This window comes from Thermosynechococcus sp. M98_K2018_005, assembly GCF_015295825.1.
In the GTDB taxonomy this organism is placed as follows: domain Bacteria; phylum Cyanobacteriota; class Cyanobacteriia; order Thermosynechococcales; family Thermosynechococcaceae; genus Thermosynechococcus.
In genome coordinates this window covers 1-20,654 of the sequence record NZ_DVEH01000010.1, presented here as the reverse complement: position 1 = coordinate 20,654, position 20,654 = coordinate 1, and the positions used below count along the sequence as shown (strand labels likewise).

At 53.5% G+C, this 20,654-nt stretch carries 21 protein-coding genes; 8 read left to right on the top strand and 13 right to left on the bottom strand.

Annotation, left to right across the window (positions count from 1 at the left end; translation table 11 throughout):
• The first annotated feature begins 22 nt into the window (after positions 1-22).
• Positions 23-1,273 carry a VWA domain-containing protein gene (locus IGQ15_RS01190; RefSeq protein WP_297047848.1) on the top strand — a complete coding sequence of 417 codons (1,251 nt, stop codon included), beginning with the start codon at positions 23-25 and terminating at the stop codon, positions 1,271-1,273.
• On the opposite strand, the gene IGQ15_RS01185 is transcribed toward IGQ15_RS01190, so the two are convergent.
• Genes IGQ15_RS01185 through IGQ15_RS01165 form a run of 5 tightly spaced genes read right to left on the bottom strand, consistent with a single transcriptional unit; the run spans position 1,265 to position 5,926 of the window.
• On the bottom strand, positions 1,265-2,041 hold the full coding sequence (locus IGQ15_RS01185) for an SAM-dependent chlorinase/fluorinase (RefSeq protein ID WP_297047846.1): 777 nt from the start codon (positions 2,039-2,041) through the stop codon (positions 1,265-1,267). The two genes, IGQ15_RS01190 and IGQ15_RS01185, sit on opposite strands and share 9 nt — an antisense overlap.
• A gap of 7 nt (positions 2,042-2,048) precedes the next feature.
• Positions 2,049-2,783 carry an SDR family oxidoreductase gene (locus IGQ15_RS01180; protein ID WP_297047843.1) on the bottom strand — a complete coding sequence of 245 codons (735 nt, stop codon included), beginning with the start codon at positions 2,781-2,783 and terminating at the stop codon, positions 2,049-2,051.
• Positions 2,780-4,138: an FAD-binding oxidoreductase gene (locus IGQ15_RS01175; protein WP_297047842.1), complete on the bottom strand. Its 1,359-nt coding sequence runs from the start codon at positions 4,136-4,138 to the stop codon at positions 2,780-2,782. The genes IGQ15_RS01180 and IGQ15_RS01175 overlap by 4 nt, the downstream gene beginning before the upstream one ends.
• Positions 4,116-4,523 carry a GtrA family protein gene (locus IGQ15_RS01170; protein WP_297047840.1) on the bottom strand — a complete coding sequence of 136 codons (408 nt, stop codon included), beginning with the start codon at positions 4,521-4,523 and terminating at the stop codon, positions 4,116-4,118. The genes IGQ15_RS01175 and IGQ15_RS01170 overlap by 23 nt, the downstream gene beginning before the upstream one ends.
• The gene (locus tag IGQ15_RS01165) at positions 4,520-5,926 is read right to left on the bottom strand and encodes a UbiA family prenyltransferase (protein ID WP_297047838.1); all 1,407 of its coding nucleotides are present in this window, start codon (positions 5,924-5,926) and stop codon (positions 4,520-4,522) included. Before IGQ15_RS01165 ends, IGQ15_RS01170 begins: the two co-directional genes overlap by 4 nt.
• Positions 5,927-6,367: 441 nt before the next feature.
• Between IGQ15_RS01165 and IGQ15_RS01160 the strand changes: the two genes are divergently transcribed.
• Genes IGQ15_RS01160 through IGQ15_RS01140 form a run of 5 tightly spaced genes read left to right on the top strand, consistent with a single transcriptional unit; the run spans position 6,368 to position 9,639 of the window.
• Entirely contained in the window at positions 6,368-7,327 is a 960-nt protein-coding gene (locus IGQ15_RS01160) for an SPFH domain-containing protein (protein WP_297047837.1), read from the top strand.
• A gap of 3 nt (positions 7,328-7,330) precedes the next feature.
• Complete coding sequence (gene purS, locus IGQ15_RS01155; RefSeq protein ID WP_297047835.1) at positions 7,331-7,600, top strand: phosphoribosylformylglycinamidine synthase subunit PurS; 270 nt, start codon at positions 7,331-7,333, stop codon at positions 7,598-7,600.
• A gap of 5 nt (positions 7,601-7,605) precedes the next feature.
• Positions 7,606-8,211 carry a hypothetical protein gene (locus IGQ15_RS01150; RefSeq protein ID WP_297047833.1) on the top strand — a complete coding sequence of 202 codons (606 nt, stop codon included), beginning with the start codon at positions 7,606-7,608 and terminating at the stop codon, positions 8,209-8,211.
• A complete protein-coding gene (purQ, locus tag IGQ15_RS01145) occupies positions 8,208-8,930 on the top strand; it encodes a phosphoribosylformylglycinamidine synthase subunit PurQ (RefSeq protein WP_297047831.1) in 723 nt (240 codons plus the stop codon). Before IGQ15_RS01150 ends, purQ begins: the two co-directional genes overlap by 4 nt.
• A 28-nt stretch (positions 8,931-8,958) precedes the next feature.
• Positions 8,959-9,639: a C40 family peptidase gene (locus IGQ15_RS01140; RefSeq protein ID WP_297047830.1), complete on the top strand. Its 681-nt coding sequence runs from the start codon at positions 8,959-8,961 to the stop codon at positions 9,637-9,639.
• Here IGQ15_RS01140 and IGQ15_RS01135 read toward each other — a convergent pair.
• The 5 genes from IGQ15_RS01135 to IGQ15_RS01115 form a co-directional block, all read right to left on the bottom strand.
• A complete protein-coding gene (locus tag IGQ15_RS01135; RefSeq protein ID WP_297047828.1) occupies positions 9,636-10,799 on the bottom strand; it encodes a GuaB3 family IMP dehydrogenase-related protein in 1,164 nt (387 codons plus the stop codon). The genes IGQ15_RS01140 and IGQ15_RS01135 overlap by 4 nt on opposite strands.
• A 114-nt stretch (positions 10,800-10,913) precedes the next feature.
• Positions 10,914-11,822, bottom strand: a complete 909-nt coding sequence (locus tag IGQ15_RS01130) for a hypothetical protein (RefSeq protein ID WP_297047826.1) — start codon at positions 11,820-11,822, stop codon at positions 10,914-10,916.
• 144 nt (positions 11,823-11,966) lie between these two features.
• On the bottom strand, positions 11,967-14,150 hold the full coding sequence (gene glyS / locus IGQ15_RS01125) for a glycine--tRNA ligase subunit beta (protein ID WP_297047825.1): 2,184 nt from the start codon (positions 14,148-14,150) through the stop codon (positions 11,967-11,969).
• Between the two features lie 12 nt (positions 14,151-14,162).
• Positions 14,163-16,310, bottom strand: a complete 2,148-nt coding sequence (locus tag IGQ15_RS01120) for a polyribonucleotide nucleotidyltransferase (protein WP_297047823.1) — start codon at positions 16,308-16,310, stop codon at positions 14,163-14,165.
• A 69-nt stretch (positions 16,311-16,379) separates the two neighbouring features.
• Positions 16,380-17,405, bottom strand: a complete 1,026-nt coding sequence (locus IGQ15_RS01115; RefSeq protein ID WP_297047821.1) for a hypothetical protein — start codon at positions 17,403-17,405, stop codon at positions 16,380-16,382.
• Between the two features lie 200 nt (positions 17,406-17,605).
• Between IGQ15_RS01115 and IGQ15_RS01110 the strand changes: the two genes are divergently transcribed.
• Entirely contained in the window at positions 17,606-18,028 is a 423-nt protein-coding gene (locus IGQ15_RS01110) for a hypothetical protein (RefSeq protein ID WP_297047819.1), read from the top strand.
• 5 nt (positions 18,029-18,033) lie between these two features.
• Positions 18,034-18,930: a 2-carboxy-1,4-naphthoquinone phytyltransferase gene (gene menA / locus IGQ15_RS01105; protein ID WP_297047818.1), complete on the top strand. Its 897-nt coding sequence runs from the start codon at positions 18,034-18,036 to the stop codon at positions 18,928-18,930.
• On the opposite strand, the gene IGQ15_RS01100 is transcribed toward menA, so the two are convergent.
• The 3 genes from IGQ15_RS01100 to IGQ15_RS01090 all read right to left on the bottom strand — a co-directional run bounded on the left by IGQ15_RS01100 (position 18,918) and on the right by IGQ15_RS01090 (position 20,563).
• Positions 18,918-19,184, bottom strand: coding sequence for a DUF5340 domain-containing protein (locus tag IGQ15_RS01100; RefSeq protein ID WP_297047816.1), 267 nt, complete (start codon positions 19,182-19,184; stop codon positions 18,918-18,920). The genes menA and IGQ15_RS01100 overlap by 13 nt on opposite strands.
• Positions 19,185-19,228: 44 nt before the next feature.
• Positions 19,229-19,735: a GNAT family N-acetyltransferase gene (locus IGQ15_RS01095; protein ID WP_363315756.1), complete on the bottom strand. Its 507-nt coding sequence runs from the start codon at positions 19,733-19,735 to the stop codon at positions 19,229-19,231.
• Positions 19,736-19,906: 171 nt separating this feature from the next.
• Positions 19,907-20,563 (bottom strand): NAD(P)H-dependent oxidoreductase, encoded by a 657-nt coding sequence (locus IGQ15_RS01090; protein ID WP_297047812.1) that lies wholly within the window; start codon positions 20,561-20,563, stop codon positions 19,907-19,909.
• Positions 20,564-20,654 lie beyond the last annotated feature (91 nt).

Here is a 20,654-nt window from a genome sequence, read left to right as displayed (position 1 = left end):
GTCAGCAGCACACCTTGCCACGATGACGGTTGAACTTATTGCCAAACTCAGCGATCCCATTGTCAGTGCCGGACAGGGGGCACAGCGCCAACTGGAACTGACGTTAGCGGCACAGCGACAACAACAGCAGCGCGCTCCTCTCAATCTTTGCCTGATTTTAGATCACAGTGGCTCAATGGCAGGTGTTCCCTTAGCAACGGTCAAGCGAGCTGCACAGTCATTAGTGGATCGATTACAGCCGAGCGATCGCCTGAGTGTCGTGGCCTTTGATCATAACGCTAAGGTGTTAGTGCCCAATCAATTTGTGCAGGATAAAGCCACCATCAAAGCCCAAATCGCAACTCTTGAGGCGAGCGGGGGCACCGCCATTGATTTAGGCATGAAACTGGCACTGACGGAGTTGGCCAAAGCCAAACAGGGAACCATCTCCCAAGCCTTTTTGCTCACCGATGGCGAAAATGAGCACGGCAATAACCAGCGCTGCCTTGAATTGGCCAAACTGGCAGCAGAGTACAACATTACGTTTAATACCTTGGGGTTTGGCATTCACTGGAACCAGGATGTCCTCGAGCAAATTGCCGATGCAGGTGGCGGGCGGCTGATGTTCATTGAGTATGCTGAGCAGGCGATCGCCTGTTTTCAGTCCCTCTTTAGCCACATCAGCAGCGTGGACTACACCAATGCCCATGTCCTACTGACCCTGAGTGAGGCGGCACAACTAGGGAACTTCAAACCGGTGAACCAAGTGGCTCCCGATACGATTGAACTCACCTACGAAAGCCCCAACCCCCATGAGTATGTGATTCGCGTTGGCGATATTTCCGCTACCCTCAAACGGACACTCCTGATCACCCTCAGCACCCAACCCTTGCCGCCGGGCTCTCACCTCATTGGTTTTGTGCAAGTCCGCTACGATGACCCCGTGCAGCAAGCCACTGGCCTTTTCTGCGAGAGGATTCCCCTGACGCTCACAGCAGAACCAGAGCACATCCCCCAAGTGAATCCAGAGGTACAGCAGAGCATTCTCACCCTCGAAAAATACCGCAAAACCAAACTGGCGGAAACGAAACTGCAATCGGGGGACACTGCTGGTGCTATCACCTTTCTTCAGAGTGCAGCTAAAACTGCTCTCCAACTGGGGGATACGGAAGCAGCAAAAGTCTTTGAAGCCTCGGCTCAAGAGCTACAGCAACACTCCACCCTCAGTGAATCAGCCCTCAAGCACGCGCGCATTGCCTCAAAAACCGTCCTGAGCAATCCCCCCTCAAACTAGCCACAGGGCATCGCCATTCTGGCAGCCTAAAACTGATTGGGCACTGCCGCCATGCACCGCTAGCTCAATAAACCCATGACTACCTACCAATGCAATCAGGTGTTGAGGTGGGGCATCGCCATAGGTGTGGACGAGGGGAATCTGCTGCCCCTGAATCTGGATCTGGTGGTAGCCCTTGGCTAAGAGAGCCGCAGGGAGCGTAGTAATGACATTACCAAAGTGATCAATCGCTTGAACCCAGCCTTGAACGCCTTGGGGGGTAATCTCATAGGTGAGATCGGGCAAGCGCACCAAACTGTCTGGGTCAATGGCAGAACCAAGGCGCGCGAGATCTGTTCCTGCGGCTAAATGGGCGGCCACGGGGGCAAAAATATCCCGGCCATGGAAGGTGGCACTGGGGTTAGGGGTACGCCAAAACTGCGGCTGGGTGAGTTCAACCACTCGCCGGGGGGGGTAGCGATCGCACACCTGACTAAAGACCCCATTATCGGGCCCCACACAATACCCGATCCCCAGATCGAGGGCGATCGCCCGCCGACTCGTCCCCACCCCCGGATCCACCACCACGAGATGCACCGTTTGCGGGGGAAAATAGGGTAACGCTTGCAGCAGTTGAAAACTGGCCGTGCGACAATCCTGCGGTGGAATTTCATGGCACAGATCAATCACCTGTGCTTGGGGATAAAGGCTGAAGATTACCCCCTTCATCACACCGACATAAACATCCTGATGACCAAAATCCGTCAGCAGGGTAATGCAGCAAGCCATGGGCGGTTCACAGAGACAGTCGCTTAAACAAGGGTTCAGGAATCCAACGAATCAGCACCATGATCCAGCGCCAAATGGGGCGCACATAGATCACATTCTTCTTTTTTTCTATGGCGGTGAAGATTGCATTGGCCACTTCCTTTGGCTCCGCTGTGAGTCGGGAGGGCAATTTCATACCTTCAGTCATCCGTGTCTTCACATAGCCCGGCAGAACGGTTAAGACCTGTACTCCTGATTTGGCAAGGCGATGCCGCAATCCTGACAAAAATGCTGTGAACCCAGCTTTCGCAGAGCCATAGAAGTAATTACTCGCCCGCCCCCGTTCCCCGGCCACAGAGGAAATCCCCACTAACGTCCCAAACCCCCGCTGCTCAAACACATTGGCAAACAGACTCAAAATAACGGCCGGGCCCTCATAATTGGTGCGCATCCCTTCAAGGGCAAGGGACAACTCCTGCTCACATGCTTTTTGGTCTGGCATGCAGCCGACAACGCAGATCACGATCGCCGGTTGCTCCGGGAGTTGCTGGATAAAACTTGCATGGGTCTCCACCGCTAAAACATCAAATTCATGGACACTGACGGGCACACCGTAGCGTATTTCCAGATCCGCCTTATCTGGCTCTAGGCGGCTCACCTGCCGTGCGGCCAATTGAATTGGATAGCCCTCAGCCGCAAACCGCTGGGCGATCGCCCGCCCCATATCGGAAGTCGCCCCCAAAATCAGCACAGGAGCCCTCATAGACATAACCTCTTCGACTGTTCCGAAGCAAAGTTCACCGTCCACTGCTGGGCATTCCTGACCTTGACAAACGTTTCTACGCGAGCATCGGACTGGCGCAGACGCATCGGACTTAAATGGCTATCCTTGGCGAGGTAAAAGCGACCTCCATACTGTAGAGTGATCTCCTCCAGTTGATCCAAAACCTTGAGGGTGCGTTGAGACATCGGAAAGTCCAAGGCCAAGGTATAACCCGCCATCGGAAATGAAAAATAGCCCTGCTGATCCCCCAACTTCTTCAAGACCGCCAGAAAGGAGCCCGCTCCTGCGGCTGAGGTGCAATGCAGTAACGCCAATAAACCTTCGCGGGCAGTGCTCAGGGGCAAGACGCATTGGAACTGGACAAAGCCACGGCGCCCATAGATGCGATTCCATCCCAACAAACTATCAAGGGGATAGAAGAAAGTATCCCAATCCACAAAGGACTGGCCCGCTTTGCGCTGACTATTGAGGAAATACAGTTGATTAAAGGCACGCACAGTCAATGCATTCAAGGCACCATTGGGAAAATCCACGGGAATCGAGATTTTGCGTCGTCGCGGAGTCCACAGTGGCCTTTGGCGATATTTGGCTGGCAACTCCTCCCTTGTTGCGTGTTCGCCCAGCATGAGCACAGACCGTCCTAACCGAGAACCAGTCGCCAGACAATCAATCCAAGCCACGGAGTAGGTCACGTCCTGAGCTGCCTCAAAGAGATCAATCACCTCGTCCAAATGCTTAGCGATACGGGTCGTTTGGCGAATCCAAGCAGTTTTAATGGGGCGCAATCGAAAGGCTGCCCTGAGGATCACCCCTGTCAAGCCCATTCCCCCCACCGTCCAGTAAAACAAATCCTGATTTTCGGAAGGGGAGCAGCGATAAATTTGCCCCTCACTGGTTAGGAGATCCAGCCAGTCCAAACTATGAACGAAACTGCCCTCTTTGTGGTGATTCTTGCCATGAACATCAGCCGCAATCATACCCCCCACAGTCACGAACTTTGTACCGGGAGTAATCAAGGGAAACCAACCGCGAGGCACAAAAATCTCTAGAATCTCCGCCAGCAGCACCCCCGCCTCAGCAATCAATTGACCAGTTCGCGGATTAAACCCCAATAGGCGATTGAAGTGGTGCATTTGCAGCGTTGCTTCCCGATTGAGGGCGCTATCTCCGTAGGCACGGCCATTTCCTCGGGCAATAAGCAGCAAACCACTCTTGAGAAGCTGGATAATTTCGGATTCTGAGCGCGGGCAATAAACATGACAGGTCTGCACAGGATACCGCCCCCAGCCGCAGAGCGTTTTGAGAGAACCCCTAGGCGTCATGGGAGAAGACATATCGTTTATCCAAGTGATACTTGACCACATAGCCAATGGCTAGACCAATAATGGCGCCAATTTCGCGCATGAAATGGCTTTGCCAAATCAACCAAAATACGGTTTCAAATCCCCAAAAGATGGTCGTTGTGAAAATCCCCATCGAAGCATACAGACTAAATTGGCGACTATAGTGATGCACACCCTTTTTATGATCAAAGAAAATCCAACGCTTATCCAGATAGTATTTCACCAGCAAACCCACGAGTGTACCCATTGCCACTGCGGTTATAAAGTAAGGCAAGCTATTATCAATGAGTAATATCACCCTCTGAGAAAATAAATTCATAAAGGTAGCAATAACCGCAAAGGCTGTATAGCGAATAATTAGAGTTTGTAAAGTCATAAAATTCCACCAAGAATAAATAAAACTAGGCAGATCAAGAAACAGATTTGACTTTGGCGATCTTTAATTGCATAAACAATTGGATCATAGTGCATCAACCCGCGATGGGTCAGCAGGATGGTTCGCGTAATCCAATATAGAAGCACACAGCAAATGCCCCAGAGCACCTGTGGCCTTGTGTAAAGAAGTTGCACTTGGGGAGAGTTGATATAGAGCGCCAGCACCAAAATCGAGACATAACCCGCTCCAATGGCCATCATGCTAATAATCGGCAAATCGTCAATGTGGTAGCCCCGACCACTGGCCTTGAGTTGCTTGCGGTGACGATGATCCACCAGTTCGGCTTGCCGCTTGACCGTTGCTAGGCAAAAGAAGAAAAAGATAGAGAAGGCTAAAAGCCAGACACTTAGGGAAATTCCCGTGGCAACCGCACCCGCAAAGATGCGAATGGTGTAAAGACCAGCCAGCGTGCAAATGTCAATAATAATCCGTCGCTTTAGGTAAAAGGAGTAGGCAGTTGTGAGACCATAATACGCCAGCAAAATGCCCACAAATGGCCAACTAAGGGTGGTGGCGATCGCCATGCCAACACCAAGGAGAATCAAAATCAGCCATATCCCATGGGAGAGGGGAATATCCCCAGCGGCAAAGGGGCGATGACGCTTCCGAGGATGGGCGCGATCGGCCTGCAAATCCAAAAGGTCATTCAACACATAGACACTCGACGCCGTCAGACTAAAAGCAACCGCTGCCACCAGCGAAATTCCAAAAGTGGGCAAATTAAACTGATGCCCCGCGAGCATAGGCAAAAAAACCAAAACATTTTTTACCCACTGATGGGGGCGAATTTCCTTTAAGTAAGGCTTAATGCTCTGTTTGGCACTCCCTAAGTGTTCTACATTGGGGTTGATTTGCTCGACTTTTTTGCGTAGGTGAGGAGGCGCATTGACCGTAATTGCTTTAGCCGCAACTGCCCATACAGGTAAATCAGCCTCAGAATCCCCCATGTAGATAAAATTTTTCTCACCCAAACGCTCTACGATAAACCTTGCCTTGTTTTCCCCCTTCAAATTAACTTGACCATCAGACCCATAAACTTCATCAAACAGCCCCAAATGGGCAGCAATCTTCTCAGCGATAAGCTGATCAGTGGCAGTGACGAGGGCAACCTTACCTCCCTTTGCTCTCCAATTTTGGATACACTGAAGAACTTCTGAGTTATAGGGTAATACTGTAACGTCCAACTCGGCAAAGCTAGCTAATTTTCTTTTGATCTGCCCACGATTAAAGCTTCTTGTTTTGAGGAATTGAATTAGAGACTGACTAAAAGACGACCAGATTAATTCCAGCAGAACATCTGTTTTCAATAATGTGTTATCTAAATCAACCGCGAGGTAAATCATCTATTCGTGCCAGATGGTTTAAGACACATATTTTTTAACTCATTAATTAGGTAGTTTAGGAGTAATTTGATAAATAATTCTTCTTTCTCAAGTTGATACTTTTCCAGAAGTGTTGCATCCTGCAAAAACCTTAACATTCTAAGCCACACGTAGCTCTGGCTTCCCATCAAAGCTCCAGTGCACTATCGAACACCGCCGACTCAGTTCTAGCGGCACATATCGTAACTGAACCAACCGCTTCCGCGCAAAGGATTCCAGTATATCCTCTAACATGAAATATGCCATCAATACCATGTATACATGTATTAGGGGACCTCAGTCACACATACTCTACAAGTTCTAAAAAAACTTGGTAACGGATTATAAAGTCGTTGCGGTTGAGCATAACGTTCAAGCTGTGAGCCACTATAGTAGTAGTCAACGGGTTTGGGAACGAAAACTATGGGTGAACTCTTTGGCCTCCTGTTTCTACTGGGGTTTGGGGGCTGGGGTGTCGCTAGCTCTGTGCGGATTGTCAGTCAGGGTAATATGGCCTTGGTGGAGCGGTTAGGCAGCTATAGCCGTCGCTTGGAACCGGGGTTAAATTTTACAGTGCCGATCCTTGATCGCGTGGTCTTTAAGGAAACGATTCGGGAAAAGGTTCTGGATATTCCGCCGCAGCAGTGTATCACTCGGGACAATGTGACGATTACCGTGGATGCCGTCGTCTATTGGCGGATTATTGATATGGAGCGCGCCTACTACAAGGTGGAAAACCTGAAGATGGCGATGGTGAATCTGGTGCAAACGCAGATTCGGGCAGAAATGGGGAAGCTAGAGCTGGATGAAACCTTTACCGCTCGTACTCAGGTGAATGAGAATCTCCTGCGGGACCTCGATATTGCCACAGATCCGTGGGGCGTGAAAGTGACCCGTGTGGAACTGCGGGATATTGCCCCCTCGAAAGCGGTTCAAGACTCGATGGAACTGCAAATGTCTGCGGAGCGCAAAAAACGCGCTGCGATTCTCACCTCTGAAGGGGAACGGGAAGCAGCGATCAACTCTGCCCGAGGTAAAGCGGAAGCCCAAGTGTTAGCCGCCGAGGCGCAACAAAAAGCCGCGATTCTGGCAGCAGAAGCGGAACAAAAAGTGGTGGTGTTGCGTGCCCAAGCTGAGCGCCAAGATCAGATTTTGCGTGCCCAAGGAACCGCAGAAGCGATGAAGATTATTGCGGCAGCACTGCGCGAAGATCCCAATGCGAAGGAAGCGCTCCAGTTTCTCCTTGCCCAGGGCTATTTGGATATGGGACGCACCATTGGCCGCAGTGATAGCAGTAAAGTACTATTCATGGATCCCAGCACTATCCCAGCAACGATTGAGGGTGTGAAGTCCCTCATCGAGCAGTCTCCCCGTGAGGTATAGTCCATGACACAATTTCAGGCACAAGTTTTTGTTACACTGCGACCATCGGTGTTAGATCCCGCAGGCGTCGCGGTACAGGCGGGGATTCATCATCTGGGCTATACAAATGTGCAATCGGTGCGCATTGGCAAACTGGTGGAACTGACTTTAGAGGCCAGCGATCGCGCCACGGCCGAGGCACAACTCACCCACATTGCCGATCAACTGTTGGCCAATCCCGTGATTGAAACCTTTCGCATTGAATTGCAGGAGCTGGCAACTGCCGCAGGATAGGCCCGATGTTCAACTGGTGGGATAATCTATTAGCCAGTATCGAGGCGGGCATCAAGGCCGGGATTGAAGCGGGATTACAGTCCTTGACGGAGACGCTTGCCCCCTTGCTTCAGGTGCCGGAACCCGCAGCTCCCTTCCAGCGCATTGCCCTTTTTCGGGCGGGTGTAGATCAACCGATCGCGGGTTCGGGCATTAGGGTCGAAGGTGCCGCTTGGTGTCTGGAGTCCCACTGGCCGCAGACGATTCCCCTCTTTGAACTCCCGGAAGCTCGCCTGTGGTTGGAAGTGCCCTCTGCCCAAGGGGGAGAGCAACTGCTCCTGTGCCGTGCCTTAGTCAAAACGGGGGCATTGCCTGAGGGGGGACAACTCTTCCTCAGCCGCAGTCAACCCTTTGGTTGGACATTTTCCCGCACCGTTTCCCTCGTGGGCGATCGCGACTGGCACCTGTGCGAAGTGCCCTTTCACTTCAAACCAGAACCCCAAACCCCCGGCTGGATTAAAATTGGGGTGGAATTCATGGGACGCGGTGTGGTCTGGCTACGGGATATTGAGCTACTCCATGCCCCTGCCAAATTAAAGCCGATGACTGACGTGATGGATGGATTGCTGTGAGTCATGCCCTAAACGTGGGGATTGTTGTTTTTCCCGGATCCAATTGCGATCGCGATGTGGCCTACGTCACGAGTGAACTTCTCCAGTGGCCGACGCAACTGCTATGGCACGAAGAGACTAATCTGAGCGACTATGATTTGATTGTGCTGCCGGGGGGCTTTAGTTTTGGTGATTATTTGCGCTGTGGGGCGATCGCCCGCTTCTCACCAATTATGGCTGCTGTCAAAGACCATGCCGCCGCTGGCAAATGGGTGCTAGGCATTTGTAATGGGTTTCAAATCCTGACCGAGGCAAAACTGCTCCCCGGTGCCCTAGTGCGCAATCGGGACTTGCATTTTATTTGCGATCGCGTGCATTTGCGCTTAGAAGCCAAGGAGCGTCCGTGGCTACAGGCCTATGGCGATAAAACGGTGATTCGCTTGCCCATTGCCCACGGTGAAGGCTGCTACTATGCCGATCCTGCCACCCTCGCTGAACTGGAAACCAACCGCCAAGTCCTCTTTCGCTATGCCGATGCCCAAGGGAATGTCACCCCCGAAAGTAATCCCAATGGGTCGCTCAACAATATCGCCGGTATTTGCAATGCTGCCGGCAATGTCTTGGGAATGATGCCCCACCCTGAGCGCGCCGCGGACCCTGTCTTGAGCCACTCCCCCAGTGACCACACCTTAGACGGCTTGCAGTTATTTAAGTCCCTGTTGGATGCTGCCGTTGGCTAGTGATTGTTGCCTGAACAAGTAGGCGGGCATGCAGCTTTATCAACTCACGGCAACAGTGAATCTCTACGATGCACCGACAGGCAATCGCCTCGCCACCCAAGGCGCAGCAGGGCGGTTTCTTTGGGCACCTCCTTTGGGTACTGAACGGACCTACGTAGAACTCGCAGAGGATGAATACTGGGGCTGGTTAGATCCAAGGGATTACCGCCATCTCACACCCGCAACTCAGCCCTATCAGCCCATTGCCCGCGATCGCCCCTACATCGAGGCTGTCCTTGAAGAGGTTATTGCCTTTTGCTACGCGGCACAGCAGGTTCCCCATGAATATCTCTGGGGCGGAACCGTCGCCCCCAACTACGACTGTTCTGGCTTGATACAGGCCAGTTTTGCCAGTCAAGGCATTTGGCTGCCCCGTGATGCCTATCAGCAGGAGGCCTTTGCGACGCCCCTAGGGAGCAACTCCATTGTGGAAACCTTACCCCAACTGCAGCGGGGTGATCTGGTCTTTTTCGGTACCCGTGAAAAGGCGACCCATGTGGGCCTCTATCTGGGGCAGGGACAGTATATTCATAGCTCTGGCAAAGAGTATGGCCGCAATGGCATTGGCATTGATACCCTCTACCCCAGTGAGGATCCCGTAAGCATCGCCTATCAGCAGCAGTTTCGCGGTGGTGGCCGCATTGACTATAGCTATCTGCCTCTTGGCTAGCGACCCATCCCCAGTTTTTGGGCTTTTTGATAGACTTTGCCTTCCGTGAGGAGGGAAGGGGCAATGACGATCTCCACCTGCTGCATTTCCCGCAGATCCTTGGCGCCAAGGGTGCCCATGCTGGTTTGCAATGCCCCAAGGAAGTTGTGGGTACCATCGTCCAACTGGGCGGGTCCCCGCAGAATTTGCTCAAGGGTACCAGTGGTGCCCACATGAATGCGGGTCCCCCGAGGCAGCACCGGACTGGGCGTGGCCATACCCCAGTGATAACCGCGACCGGGGGCTTCTTTGGCGCGGGCAAAGGGGGATCCCATCATCACCGCATCTGCACCGCAGGCAATACACTTGCAGACATCGCCACCCGTGACAAGCCCCCCATCGGCAATCACAGGCACATAGCGTTGGGTCTCTTCAAAATAGGCATCCCGTGCCGCTGCACAGTCGGCGATCGCCGTGACTTGAGGCACCCCCACCCCAAGCACCCCACGGGAGGTACAGGCTGCCCCCGGACCAATCCCCACCAGAATTGCTGCCGCACCACAGTGCATGAGACTGAGAGCCACCTCATAGGTGACGCAGTTCCCCAAAATGACGGGCATTGGCATCCGTTCACAGAAAGCAGCAAGGTCTAGGGAGGCTGTTCCCTCAGGGGCAAGGTGAGCCGGTGACACCACCGTGGCTTGGACAAAGAGCAAATCGGCCCCCGCCGCTGCCACAACATCGCCAAAACGACTAGCCCCCGCTGGGGTTAAACTGACGGCAGCAATCCCCCCTTGGGATTTGATTTCTTGAATGCGTTTTTCAATCAGGTGGGGTTGAATGGGCTGGGCATACAATTGCTGCATCAGGGGCACAAATTCATCGACACTGACGCTGGCAATGCGTTCGAGAATCGGTGCTGGATCTTCGTAGCGGGTTTGAATCCCCTCAAGGTTGAGGACACCCAGTGCCCCCATTTGGCTGAGTTTGACGGCCATCGTGACATCCACAACGCCATCCATGGCACTGGCAATAATCGGAATTTCCCGTTCAATGGTACCAATGCGCCAGCGAGTATCCGCCAGTTGGGGATCAAGGGTGCGGTTGCCGGGGACAAGGGCAATTTCATCAATACCGTAGGCGCGACGGGCGGTGCGATGTCCCCCTAGTTGAATCGTCATGGTGTTCCTCGCAGTAGGTGGGCTAAATAATGATCAAGTACGGTGTCTACGTCGTTGTGGCAGTGCAACAAATTTACAAAAATTTACAACACCTCGACAAGCCATGCCTTGGCGCTAGTTGAATGGTGGGTTGGGCGATCGCCGAACCGGGCGAAAGGAGGTCGGGCGCGGCGATGTGGGCGGTGAACCGGGACGCTGCGGCTGCGGTCTTTGGGGACGGGCTGGCCGTGCCTTCTTGACTTTCTTGGACTTCTTGATTTTGCGGGGGGGCAGGATACCGACGGTGGTTGCCTCCTGAACCACTAGACTTGTCCCCTGTCGCTGCACCTGAAAGTCCCAAAAGTACCCTGGTGACTTCATGGGCACGGTGCCGGTTAGTTTCAGTTTGAAAGCTTTGGGTTTCTCGCCCTGCCGACGCGGCAACTGTTGGATTTTAACGACGACAAAGTTCTTTTCTTGGGAGTTGAAGATCACTTCTCCACGTACAGAAAAGTAGCCGTCATTGACGCCGGGATCCGCTGCTGCGGCATTGGCCTGTTGCAGACGCTCTGGTTCCCATACGCCCACAATTTGCAGGTGCAGTTTCACCTCTTCTTTGTCAACGTCGCGGGTGCGGGGATAGACCACCCAGAGGTGGGGTTCATTCAGGTCAAGATATTTTTTAATCAGGTTTATCACCTGCCCCAAGAGGACGGTTTCAATTTCCACGCCATCCTCGGTCATCATCACCCCTCGGTTGAACTCCTCCTCCGAAGCGGGCACATAGCGACCGCGCACAACCCCGATTGCCCGATATTGCATCCGTTCACTGGGGGGTGGGATCGGCTGGGGACGGGAAGGACTCTCTTCTTGCTCAGGAAGCGGTTCTTCAGGAGCAGTATTGACCTTGGGCGGTGAGCTACCCGCTGCCGCAACACCGAGAATTTCTGGGCAAGATTTGGTTTCTAACTCAGGGGAAGGCGTTGGCGGAGTCGCTGGGGTCTTCTTGGCGCGGGTGCGCTTGGCCGGGGGTTCAGCAGTCATGGCAATTCTCGCAAACAGTCTAAATACCAATTGAGCGACTGTTCAGATGAACAGGCCACGGCAATTCTCAATTGGGGTACTCTCAATTATGCGTTGCCACTGTGAGCTAAGCAACACTTTGGTTCCTGCCAAAAGTTGTGAGAACTATGAGCTGGATGCAACGCTCTCCGTTTGGACGATCGCCCCAAAATCGCCGATAATTGCTGCACAATTGCGCAACAGACCAAGGAGCGCTAAGCGATTAGCACGCACGGTTGCATCCTCTGCCATCACCAGTACACTTTCGTCTCCATCGAAGAAGCGACTGACAATCGGGGCAAGGGAGACTAACGCAGCCACAATTTCCCCATAGGCACGCTGCCCCTGCGCCTGTTGCACCCTTGGCAAGATGTCCTTGAGGGCGGCATAGAATTCCTTTTCAATGGGGGCTTCGAGGTGCTTGGCCTTGACAGCGCGGATATTCAGGCAGTCTGTCCCTAGGGTGCCTTGGCGTGCCAGGCGAGCAGCACGGTTCACGGTGGGGTAAATCGTCATCAGTTCACCGGATTGGCGCAGTTTTTGCAGAAATTGGGCGCGATCGCGGGCATCAACCACATCCTTGAGGGCACGAGTCTGCAACTCCGCCTGATCCTCTGGAATGACGGCATTCACCAAGTCATACTCAATGCCGAGTTCTTCTTGCAGTAAGGTTCGCAGCCGTTGGCTAAAAAACTGCCGCAGTTGCTGCTCTAAGTCAGCGGCACTGAGTTTGGCGGCAAATTGGCGACAAAAGGCTTGGGCGTATTCATGCAGGAGAGCGAGGAGATCCAAGTGATGTGCTCCCTGCCAGAGAATGGTGATCACAGCATTGGCGGCCCGCCGTAGGGCAAAGGGATCTGATGAACCCGTGGGACACAGGCCGATGCCAAAGAGGCAGACTAGAGTGTCCAAGCGATCAGCCAATCCCACCACCTGACCCGTGAGACTTTGGGGCGGGCGATCGCCAGCAAAACGAGGCAGATAATGTTCAAAAATCCCCGTGGCCACCGCTGGCGGCTCCCCAGAGACCGTGGCATACACTTGCCCCATGTAGCCCTGAAGTTCAGGAAATTCCCCCACCATCTGCGTCACCAGATCCGCTTTGCACAGGCAGGCTGTGCGTTCAATGGCAGCAACGTCGGCAGCCACACAATTTAAGGCGGTGGCAATTTGGCGAGCCAGTGCGGTCAGCCGCTCCACTTTGTCGGCCATGGATCCCAATTCATCTTGGAAGGTAACCGTGGCTAGTTTGTCACGATAGTGCTCTAGGGGCTGTGCCGTATCCGCCTTGTAGAAGAACTCGGCATCCGCTAGGCGGGCACGAATCACTCGCTCATTCCCAGCACGAATCAAGGGGGTAGCTGCAGGATCGCCATTGCTAATTGTGATGAACACTGGGAGCAGCGCTTGGCGAGTGGCATCGGTATACACGGGAAAATACCGCTGATGGGACACCAATACGGTAGTAATCACCTCAAGGGGCAGGGCAAGAAACCGCGCTTCAAAACTCCCCAAGAGCGCCGTTGGCCATTCCACGAGGTGGGTGACCTCTTCCAAAAGGGGCACCTCTAAATCCACCCATCCCGCCACTTCCGCAGCAAGGGCAGCAATTTGCTCGCGAATCCGTTGCTGGCGGACTTCTGGATCCACCAAAACCCCCGCCGTTTCAAGGGCAGCTTCATAGTCTTGGGCATGCTTGAGGACAATGGCCCCTTGAGAAAGGACGCGATGGCCATAGGTGGTGCGATCGCTGGCAAGGCGCACGGAATGGCTCTCCAAGACCAAGGGCAGTACTTGATCTTCCCACAGCAGCACCAGCCAACGAATGGGACGCGAAAACCGCAAATCCCCATCCCCCCAGCGCATGAAGCGGGCCCCCTCAAGGGCAGTAATCCACTGCTGTGCCAACTCGGTCAATAGTTGGGGGGTCGGTTGGCCGGGACGGACTTGCTTGAGATAGACGACCTCCCCTTTTTCCGTGGGACGGATTTCAATTTCCTCAAGACTACCTTGGCGCGATCGCAGGAAGCCCAATAGGGCCGGGGTGGGTTCCCCCTCGCGAAAGGCCACACTGGCCGCTGGCCCCTTGATCTCAATCGCTTGATCTGGCTGCTGGGGCGGCAACCTCTCAATCAGTACCGCTAAGCGGCGCGGGGTTGCCCAGACTTTGACTTCCCCCACCAATCCCTGTTCCTTGAGGGTTTGGGGAATCAGGGTGTGCCACTGGCGCAGGGCACTACTGACAAAGCGGGCGGGGAGATCCTCGGTTCCCACCTCCAAAAGGAACGTCTGCAGTGATGAGTTGGGCATGGTGACCATGGGCTAGACAACGGAGCTACTGCGGGCGGCTTCGGCCTCGTCAGGATGAATACCAAGGCGGGTCAGGTTAATGCGGCCTTTGCTGTCCACCTCACGGATTTTGACCACAATTTCATCGCCAATTTTTACTTCGTCTTCGACTTTGCCGACGCGATACTCCGCCAATTGGGAAATGTGGATCATCCCCTCTTTGCCGGGGAGAAACTCAACAAAAGCACCGATGGGAATAATCCGCGTCACTTTGCCCAGATAGACATCACCGGCGTTGAGCTTTCGCGTCAGACCCTCAATGGCTGCCCGTGCTTGCTTCGCGTTGGTTTCATTGGGGGCAGTAATGGTAACCAGCCCCTCTTCACTAATGTCCACCTTGACGTTGTATTGCTCGGAGATACCGCGCACGGTTTTGCCCCCTGGACCAATGACAAGGCCAATCATATCGGGGGGAATTTGCAACGTCAGCAGTCGTGGCGCACTCGGCGGCAGTTGTGGACGGGGTTTGTCGAGCACCGTCAGCATTTTCTCAAGGATATGGAGCCGGGCCGAGCGCGCCTGTTCGATCGCCTGCTTGATCACGGCAATGGACAAGCCGGTAATTTTCATATCCATTTGCAGGGCGGTGATGCCGCTATCGGTGCCAGCCACCTTGAAGTCCATGTCGCCAAGGAAGTCTTCAATGCCCTGAATGTCGGTGAGGATCCGCACCTCATCACCCTCCTTGATCAGCCCCATGGCCGCACCACTGACGGGCTTGCGGATCGGTACCCCGGCATCCATCAAGGAGAGGGTGGAACCACAAACGGATGCCATGGACGTAGAACCATCGGAAGAGAGCACCTCCGACACGACGCGAATCACATAGGGAAACTCCTCTTGGGGAGGAATGACCGGTTCAAGGGCACGTTCTGCAAGGGCACCATGGCCAATTTCTCGCCGCCCGGGCGATCGCAGGGGTTTGACTTCACCCACAGAATAGGGGGGAAAGTTGTAGTGGTGCAGATAACGTTTGCTGTCTTCAGGATGCAGATCATCAAGGGCTTGGGCATCGGCAGGAGAACCGAGGGTGGTCACAGACATCACCTGGGTTAAGCCGCGATTAAAGAGGGCACTGCCGTGAACCCGCTCTGGCAGAACCCCCACCTCACACCAAATGGGACGCACTTCATCGAGACGGCGGCCATCCACTCGCACCCCTTCTTCAATAATTTGCTGCCGCATGAGTTTTTTTGTCACGGCCTTAAAGAGGGTGGGTAGGGCTTTGGGGTTTTCCGCCGCCGCCACAGCCACTGGGTGATCCTCGGGCAGAGCCGCAATGTCTTGGGCGATCGCCCCTTGCACCTCATCGAGGGCAGCATCGCGAACATTTTTGTCCTTTTCAAAGCGTTTGAGAATGGCTTTGACCGGTTCAACGGCGCGATCGTAGATGAAGTTTTCCAATGTGGGGTCGATCGCCGGCGGTTCAGCGTGGACAATGTCAATGCCCAATTCCTTGAGGAGATTCCGCTGCGCTTGAATCAGGTCTTGGATCACCTCATAGCCAAAGTCAATGGCTTCAATCATGTCGGCTTCCGGCAGTTCATTGGCACCGGCCTCCACCATCACCACGCCATCGGGAGAGCCGGCCACGACCAGATCTAAGCCACCGCGCTCAATTTCTGTGTAAGTGGGGTTGATAATAAACTCATCCCCCACAAGCCCCACCCGCACCGCTGCCATTGGACCATTAAAGGGAATTTGCGCCAGGAGAACGGCGATCGAGGCTCCCGTTACCGCCAATACATCGGGGGGAACATTTTGATCTAAGGAAACTGTTGTTGCTACTACTTGCAGATCATCCCGCAACCATTGGGGAAAGAGGGGGCGCAGCGGCCGGTCAATCAGACGACCAATAAGGATCGCCTTTTCAGGGGGGCGACCCTCACGCCGTAAAAAACCGCCGGGAATCCGCCCAGCAGCATAAAGGCGTTCTTCGTAATCCACCACAAGGGGTAAAAAATCAATGCCTTCGCGAGCGGCGGCACGATTCGCCGTCACTAGGACAGCCGTTTCTCCCGAACTAATGAGAATGGAACCGGCGGCTTGGGGGGCAAATTTTTGCAACACTACCTTAATATCCCGTCCATCTAGGGGGATAATCTTTTCTAGACCCTTCATTTGCCTTCTATTTTTCCTTCTTCCTATTTCTTTCTCTTTACTAGGATAGCCGCTTCTGCTACTCATCCGCTAAAGTTCAAGGATGAGCCGTGTGCCCCTAAGGACGGAAAGACTAGGGCTAGCCGTCCAGCTTTGGTTTAATAAAATTTGTATCAGTTCTGCCGATCGCCGGCTGCTGGGGCTGTCCTGTAACCCCAAATAGAAACTGGCGGAGTGATGGCTATCTTGACCGAGCACCTGCAGCAGCTCATCGGCGGAGTGAATAGCTTTTTCCATCTGGGTTTGCAAGTTAGTCCACAGATCCACATTGCGGAGATTGCTCAGGATTTCGGCCACCACGTCTTGACGGTGTTGAATTAAGATGGTTCGCGGCTGTAGCTCTGGCGGTAAATCCGCAAAGAAAATGGCTGGGCCATAGCCAATCAGATGAACCATCTCCATCCATTTCGTTTGCGGCAGCAGCAATTGGCGGACAATGTGACAGGCAAGGGCAGTAATAATTAACCCTTGGCTATGGGCGACAAGATACAATTCAGCCCCCGCTTGTAACCCCTTGACAATTTCATAGGCCAACCGCAGGGTGGGGCGCGGCGCGCCGGCTGGAAAGGCACCGTAGAGATACTGGACAAAATCCCCCCAGCCTAATTTTTGTAGGAACGATAGGTTAAGGAGTTTCGTTAAGTCAGCGGTGCTATTGATATCGAGGGGGCGCTGTTGTAGTTGGCTCGGTTGGGCGATCGCAAGAATATCCGCATCGTCGGCAAGGTCTTTGCTCACCAGTTGGCCAAGGAGTTTGGCATACTCATAGCGGCGATCTTTACTAGGGTCTGGAGCTGGCGTCTGGGGCCAAAAACGGTAGAGTTCTGCCTTACCGAGGAAACTTTCCAAGAGATCCGCTTGGAAGCCATGGGTCTGATTGTGAATGCCCCGAATCTCTAAAGGATAAGTCGCTGTGAGTTCGGCCAGGCGGTTCAAATCCCGCCGCTGCTTGGCAGCATCGCTCCCTATCCCATTTATATGGAGTAAACGCCGTCGCACAGGAGCACTGAGAGGTTTCTGCGGCAAAAGAATCGTGCCATCTAGGGTAGAGGTCATAGGGAATTTAGGAATTCTAATGAGAGACTTTGGTGAAACGCAATCAAAGGCGGCTAAGTTGTGATCAGCGTCACAGTCATTCTATCGGGGGATAGGTCATACTAAATAGTGACTCAGTACTATCCGAGTCATCAACAGGGAACACACAACGAGCCGACAGACTGAACGTAAGTTTGTCGGTTTTTTTTAGAATTTCAGGCATGCCCCACAAAAAGATCACGGTTCGTTTAGATGCTGAACTCTATGGCCAACTCCAACGCTGGCAAGTGCAGCAGGGATGCAGTTCCCTCAGTGAGACAGTTCGTAAAATTTTGCAACAATCTCTTCAGCCGACGGCGATGGCCTGTCCCACAGTTTTGCAGCGCCTGAGTGCCCTAGAACAGCAAGTGGCAGCCCTTGAACGCCGACTGTGCCCGCCTCAACCCACTATCGAAACGCTGACGATCGCGGAGCTAGAGCGGCTGACTCGCCCCCAACTGGTGGCCCTAGCGCGGGACTTGGGCGTTTATAGCTACAAGCTGAATAATCCAGCGTTGCGGCAAGCCATTTGGGCAGCGAAACAAGACAAGCGATTTATGGGCAGGAGCGGCAATGATATGCTGACGAAGGTGAGTCAAGTATAGGTGAGATGGCTAGTCCGTCAGAATCGATAGATCGCTCCCGTTTGTGGTGGGCGGCGATTAAACTTCCCATGTACAGTGTGGCGGTGATGCCCATTTGGTTGGGCACGGCGGTGGCGATCGCCGAGACAGGAAGGGTGCGCTGGTGGCCTTTTGGTCTGTTTCTGACAGCGGCAGTGCTGATTTTGGTCTGGCTGAATCTCAGTAATGATGTATTTGATGCCGAGACGGGGATTGATCGCCACAAGTACCATTCGGTTGTCAATCTCACGGGCAAAAAGCAATTAATCTTTTGGCTGAGCAACCTCTGCTTACTCTTGGGGCTACTGGAGGTTGCGGCCATTAGTTGGCTGCAACAGGATGCAACGGTTTTAGGGTTAGTATTGCTCTGCTGTGCCCTAGGCTATAGCTACCAAGGCCCGCCCTTTCGTTTGGGCTATTTGGGCTTGGGGGAGCCGATTTGTTTTATCTGCTTTGGACCGTTGGCGATCGCTGCTGCCTCCTATAGCCAAGGACAAACCTTTAGCCCCAGTATTTGGCCGGTAGCCATCCTCAATGGTCTGACGACAACGCTGATTCTTTTTTGCTCCCACTTTCACCAAGTGGCCGATGATCTAGCCGCTGGCAAACGTTCGCCGGTCGTGCGCCTAGGGACGGCTCGCAGTGCTCAACTGGTCTATGGTGCCTGTGGTCTTTTTTATGGGGTGTTGCTGGCCAGTGTTGCGTGGGAAATCCTGCCGTGGCCGACACTGCTGGCTTTGAGTTCACTGCCCTGGGCGATTTATTTGTGCCAGCGGATGGCGCAATTTCACAGTGTCCCTGAGCAGATCAAGAACTCGAAATTTATTGCGGTGCAACTGCATTTTTGGAGTAGCTTGCTCTTGGGACTGGGCTATTTACTTTGAGCTTGGGGGCGATCGCGATTTAATGACCACTGGTACTCGACACTGCCGCCGCCCAATTGCCATTCCTCCTCAAACTGTTTTTGCAGCCGCAGCGCCTTGCGCAGATGAATGACAGCGCTGTGGAGCTGTTGATACCCACTGGAGTTGGGGGGGAGGGCGGGCAACGAGGCCCGTTCCAAAATTTGCAGCACTAGCTCGTAATGAATGTGGGCAGGAACGGGAACCTCATCTGAGGAGCCAGAAGAAAGAGTCACCAGAGCAGACACCTCCAAGGAACGACTATCTAGATTGCAGCTTTCTAGCGGCGGCGGGGACGGCGATAGGTGAGCCGCTCGGAGCGATCGCGCTCGTAGGCAATCAGCCGGCCATAAATTTCATGCTTGGTTAAGTTTAACGAAAAAAAGACATGCCGCCGAGGATTACCAAAGCCCTTACGGGTAAAAAACTTCACTGCGGGGGTATTCGCAGGGTCGGTGTCCACCAGCATAAACCGTGCCCCTTCTTCAATCATGCGTTCGATCAGCTTATCTACGAGCTTGTCGGCAATCCCCCGCCGTTGATACTGCGGATGTACCCCCAGCCAGTTAATGTAGCCATAGACCCAGGGGGCTTTGCTAATAATTGTGCCCAAGATAAACCCCACCACTTGTGAGTCGGCTTCAGCCACCAGACAGTATTCTGGATCAGTGTTGTAGAAGCCAATGACCTCCCACTCATCCCAGATGCGATAAAGCGAGGGATACAGATCACTGGTGAAGAGTTCCTCGCCAAGGTGAAAGACAGGGGCAATGTCGTCAATGCCCATCTCGCGAATAATAATGTTGGTGGGTTCAGAGCGCTCTTCTTCTTTGGCAGGAACGATTTCTAAATCAACTAAATTGTGGTCAATGGGATCATCAGTGTGCAAAGACATACAAACGTTTGTAGCGAGCTATTTCTAGCTTAGCCCATGTCCCACTGGGTCAATTAGTGACCCTTAGCGCACTTCCACAACTGCTTCTAGGGGATAGCGTACCTTGGGCAAAGTTGCATAGTTGTCATCAGCCGCACGATAGCCCGCTGCACACAGAACGACTGCATGATAGCCTTGGGCAGGTAGATCGAGAAGGCGATCATATTCCTGCGGCAGAAAGCCCTCCATCGGGCAGGTGTCAATGCCCAGCAGAGCCGCCGTCACCATAAACTGCCCCAAAGCAATATAGACTTGGCGGGTTGACCATTCATCAACATTGAGGGGATAGGGGGGTGACTGCAAAAAGCCCTTGACCAAATCCCCATACTTTTGCAGATTTTCCACTGCGGTATGGTGGACTTCCGCTTGCCGCGCAAGGTAGCGATCGACATCCGTAGCATTGAGATTGGTTTTAATGGCAAATACCACTAAGTGGGAGGCATCCACCACCTGCCGTTGATTCCAAGTGTGGGGGAGCAGGGCTTGGCGCAGCTCTGGCGTCTCAATGATGTAAAACTTCCACGGTTGCAAGCCAAAGGAAGAAGGAGCTAGTACCAGACTCTGTAGAAGTGTTTGCCACAGATCCGCAGGAATTTTGCGGTCGGGGTCAAATTTCTTCGTGGCGTAGCGCCATTGCAGTTGTTGCAAAACCGTTGTCGCTGAAATAGGTGCCTCAGTCATTCTGTTCACTAGAGAATTTACGAGAGCGATTATCCGAAGGGTACGCTACGCGATCGCCAGAACCATTCGCCGCTTATTTTGACAAACTATT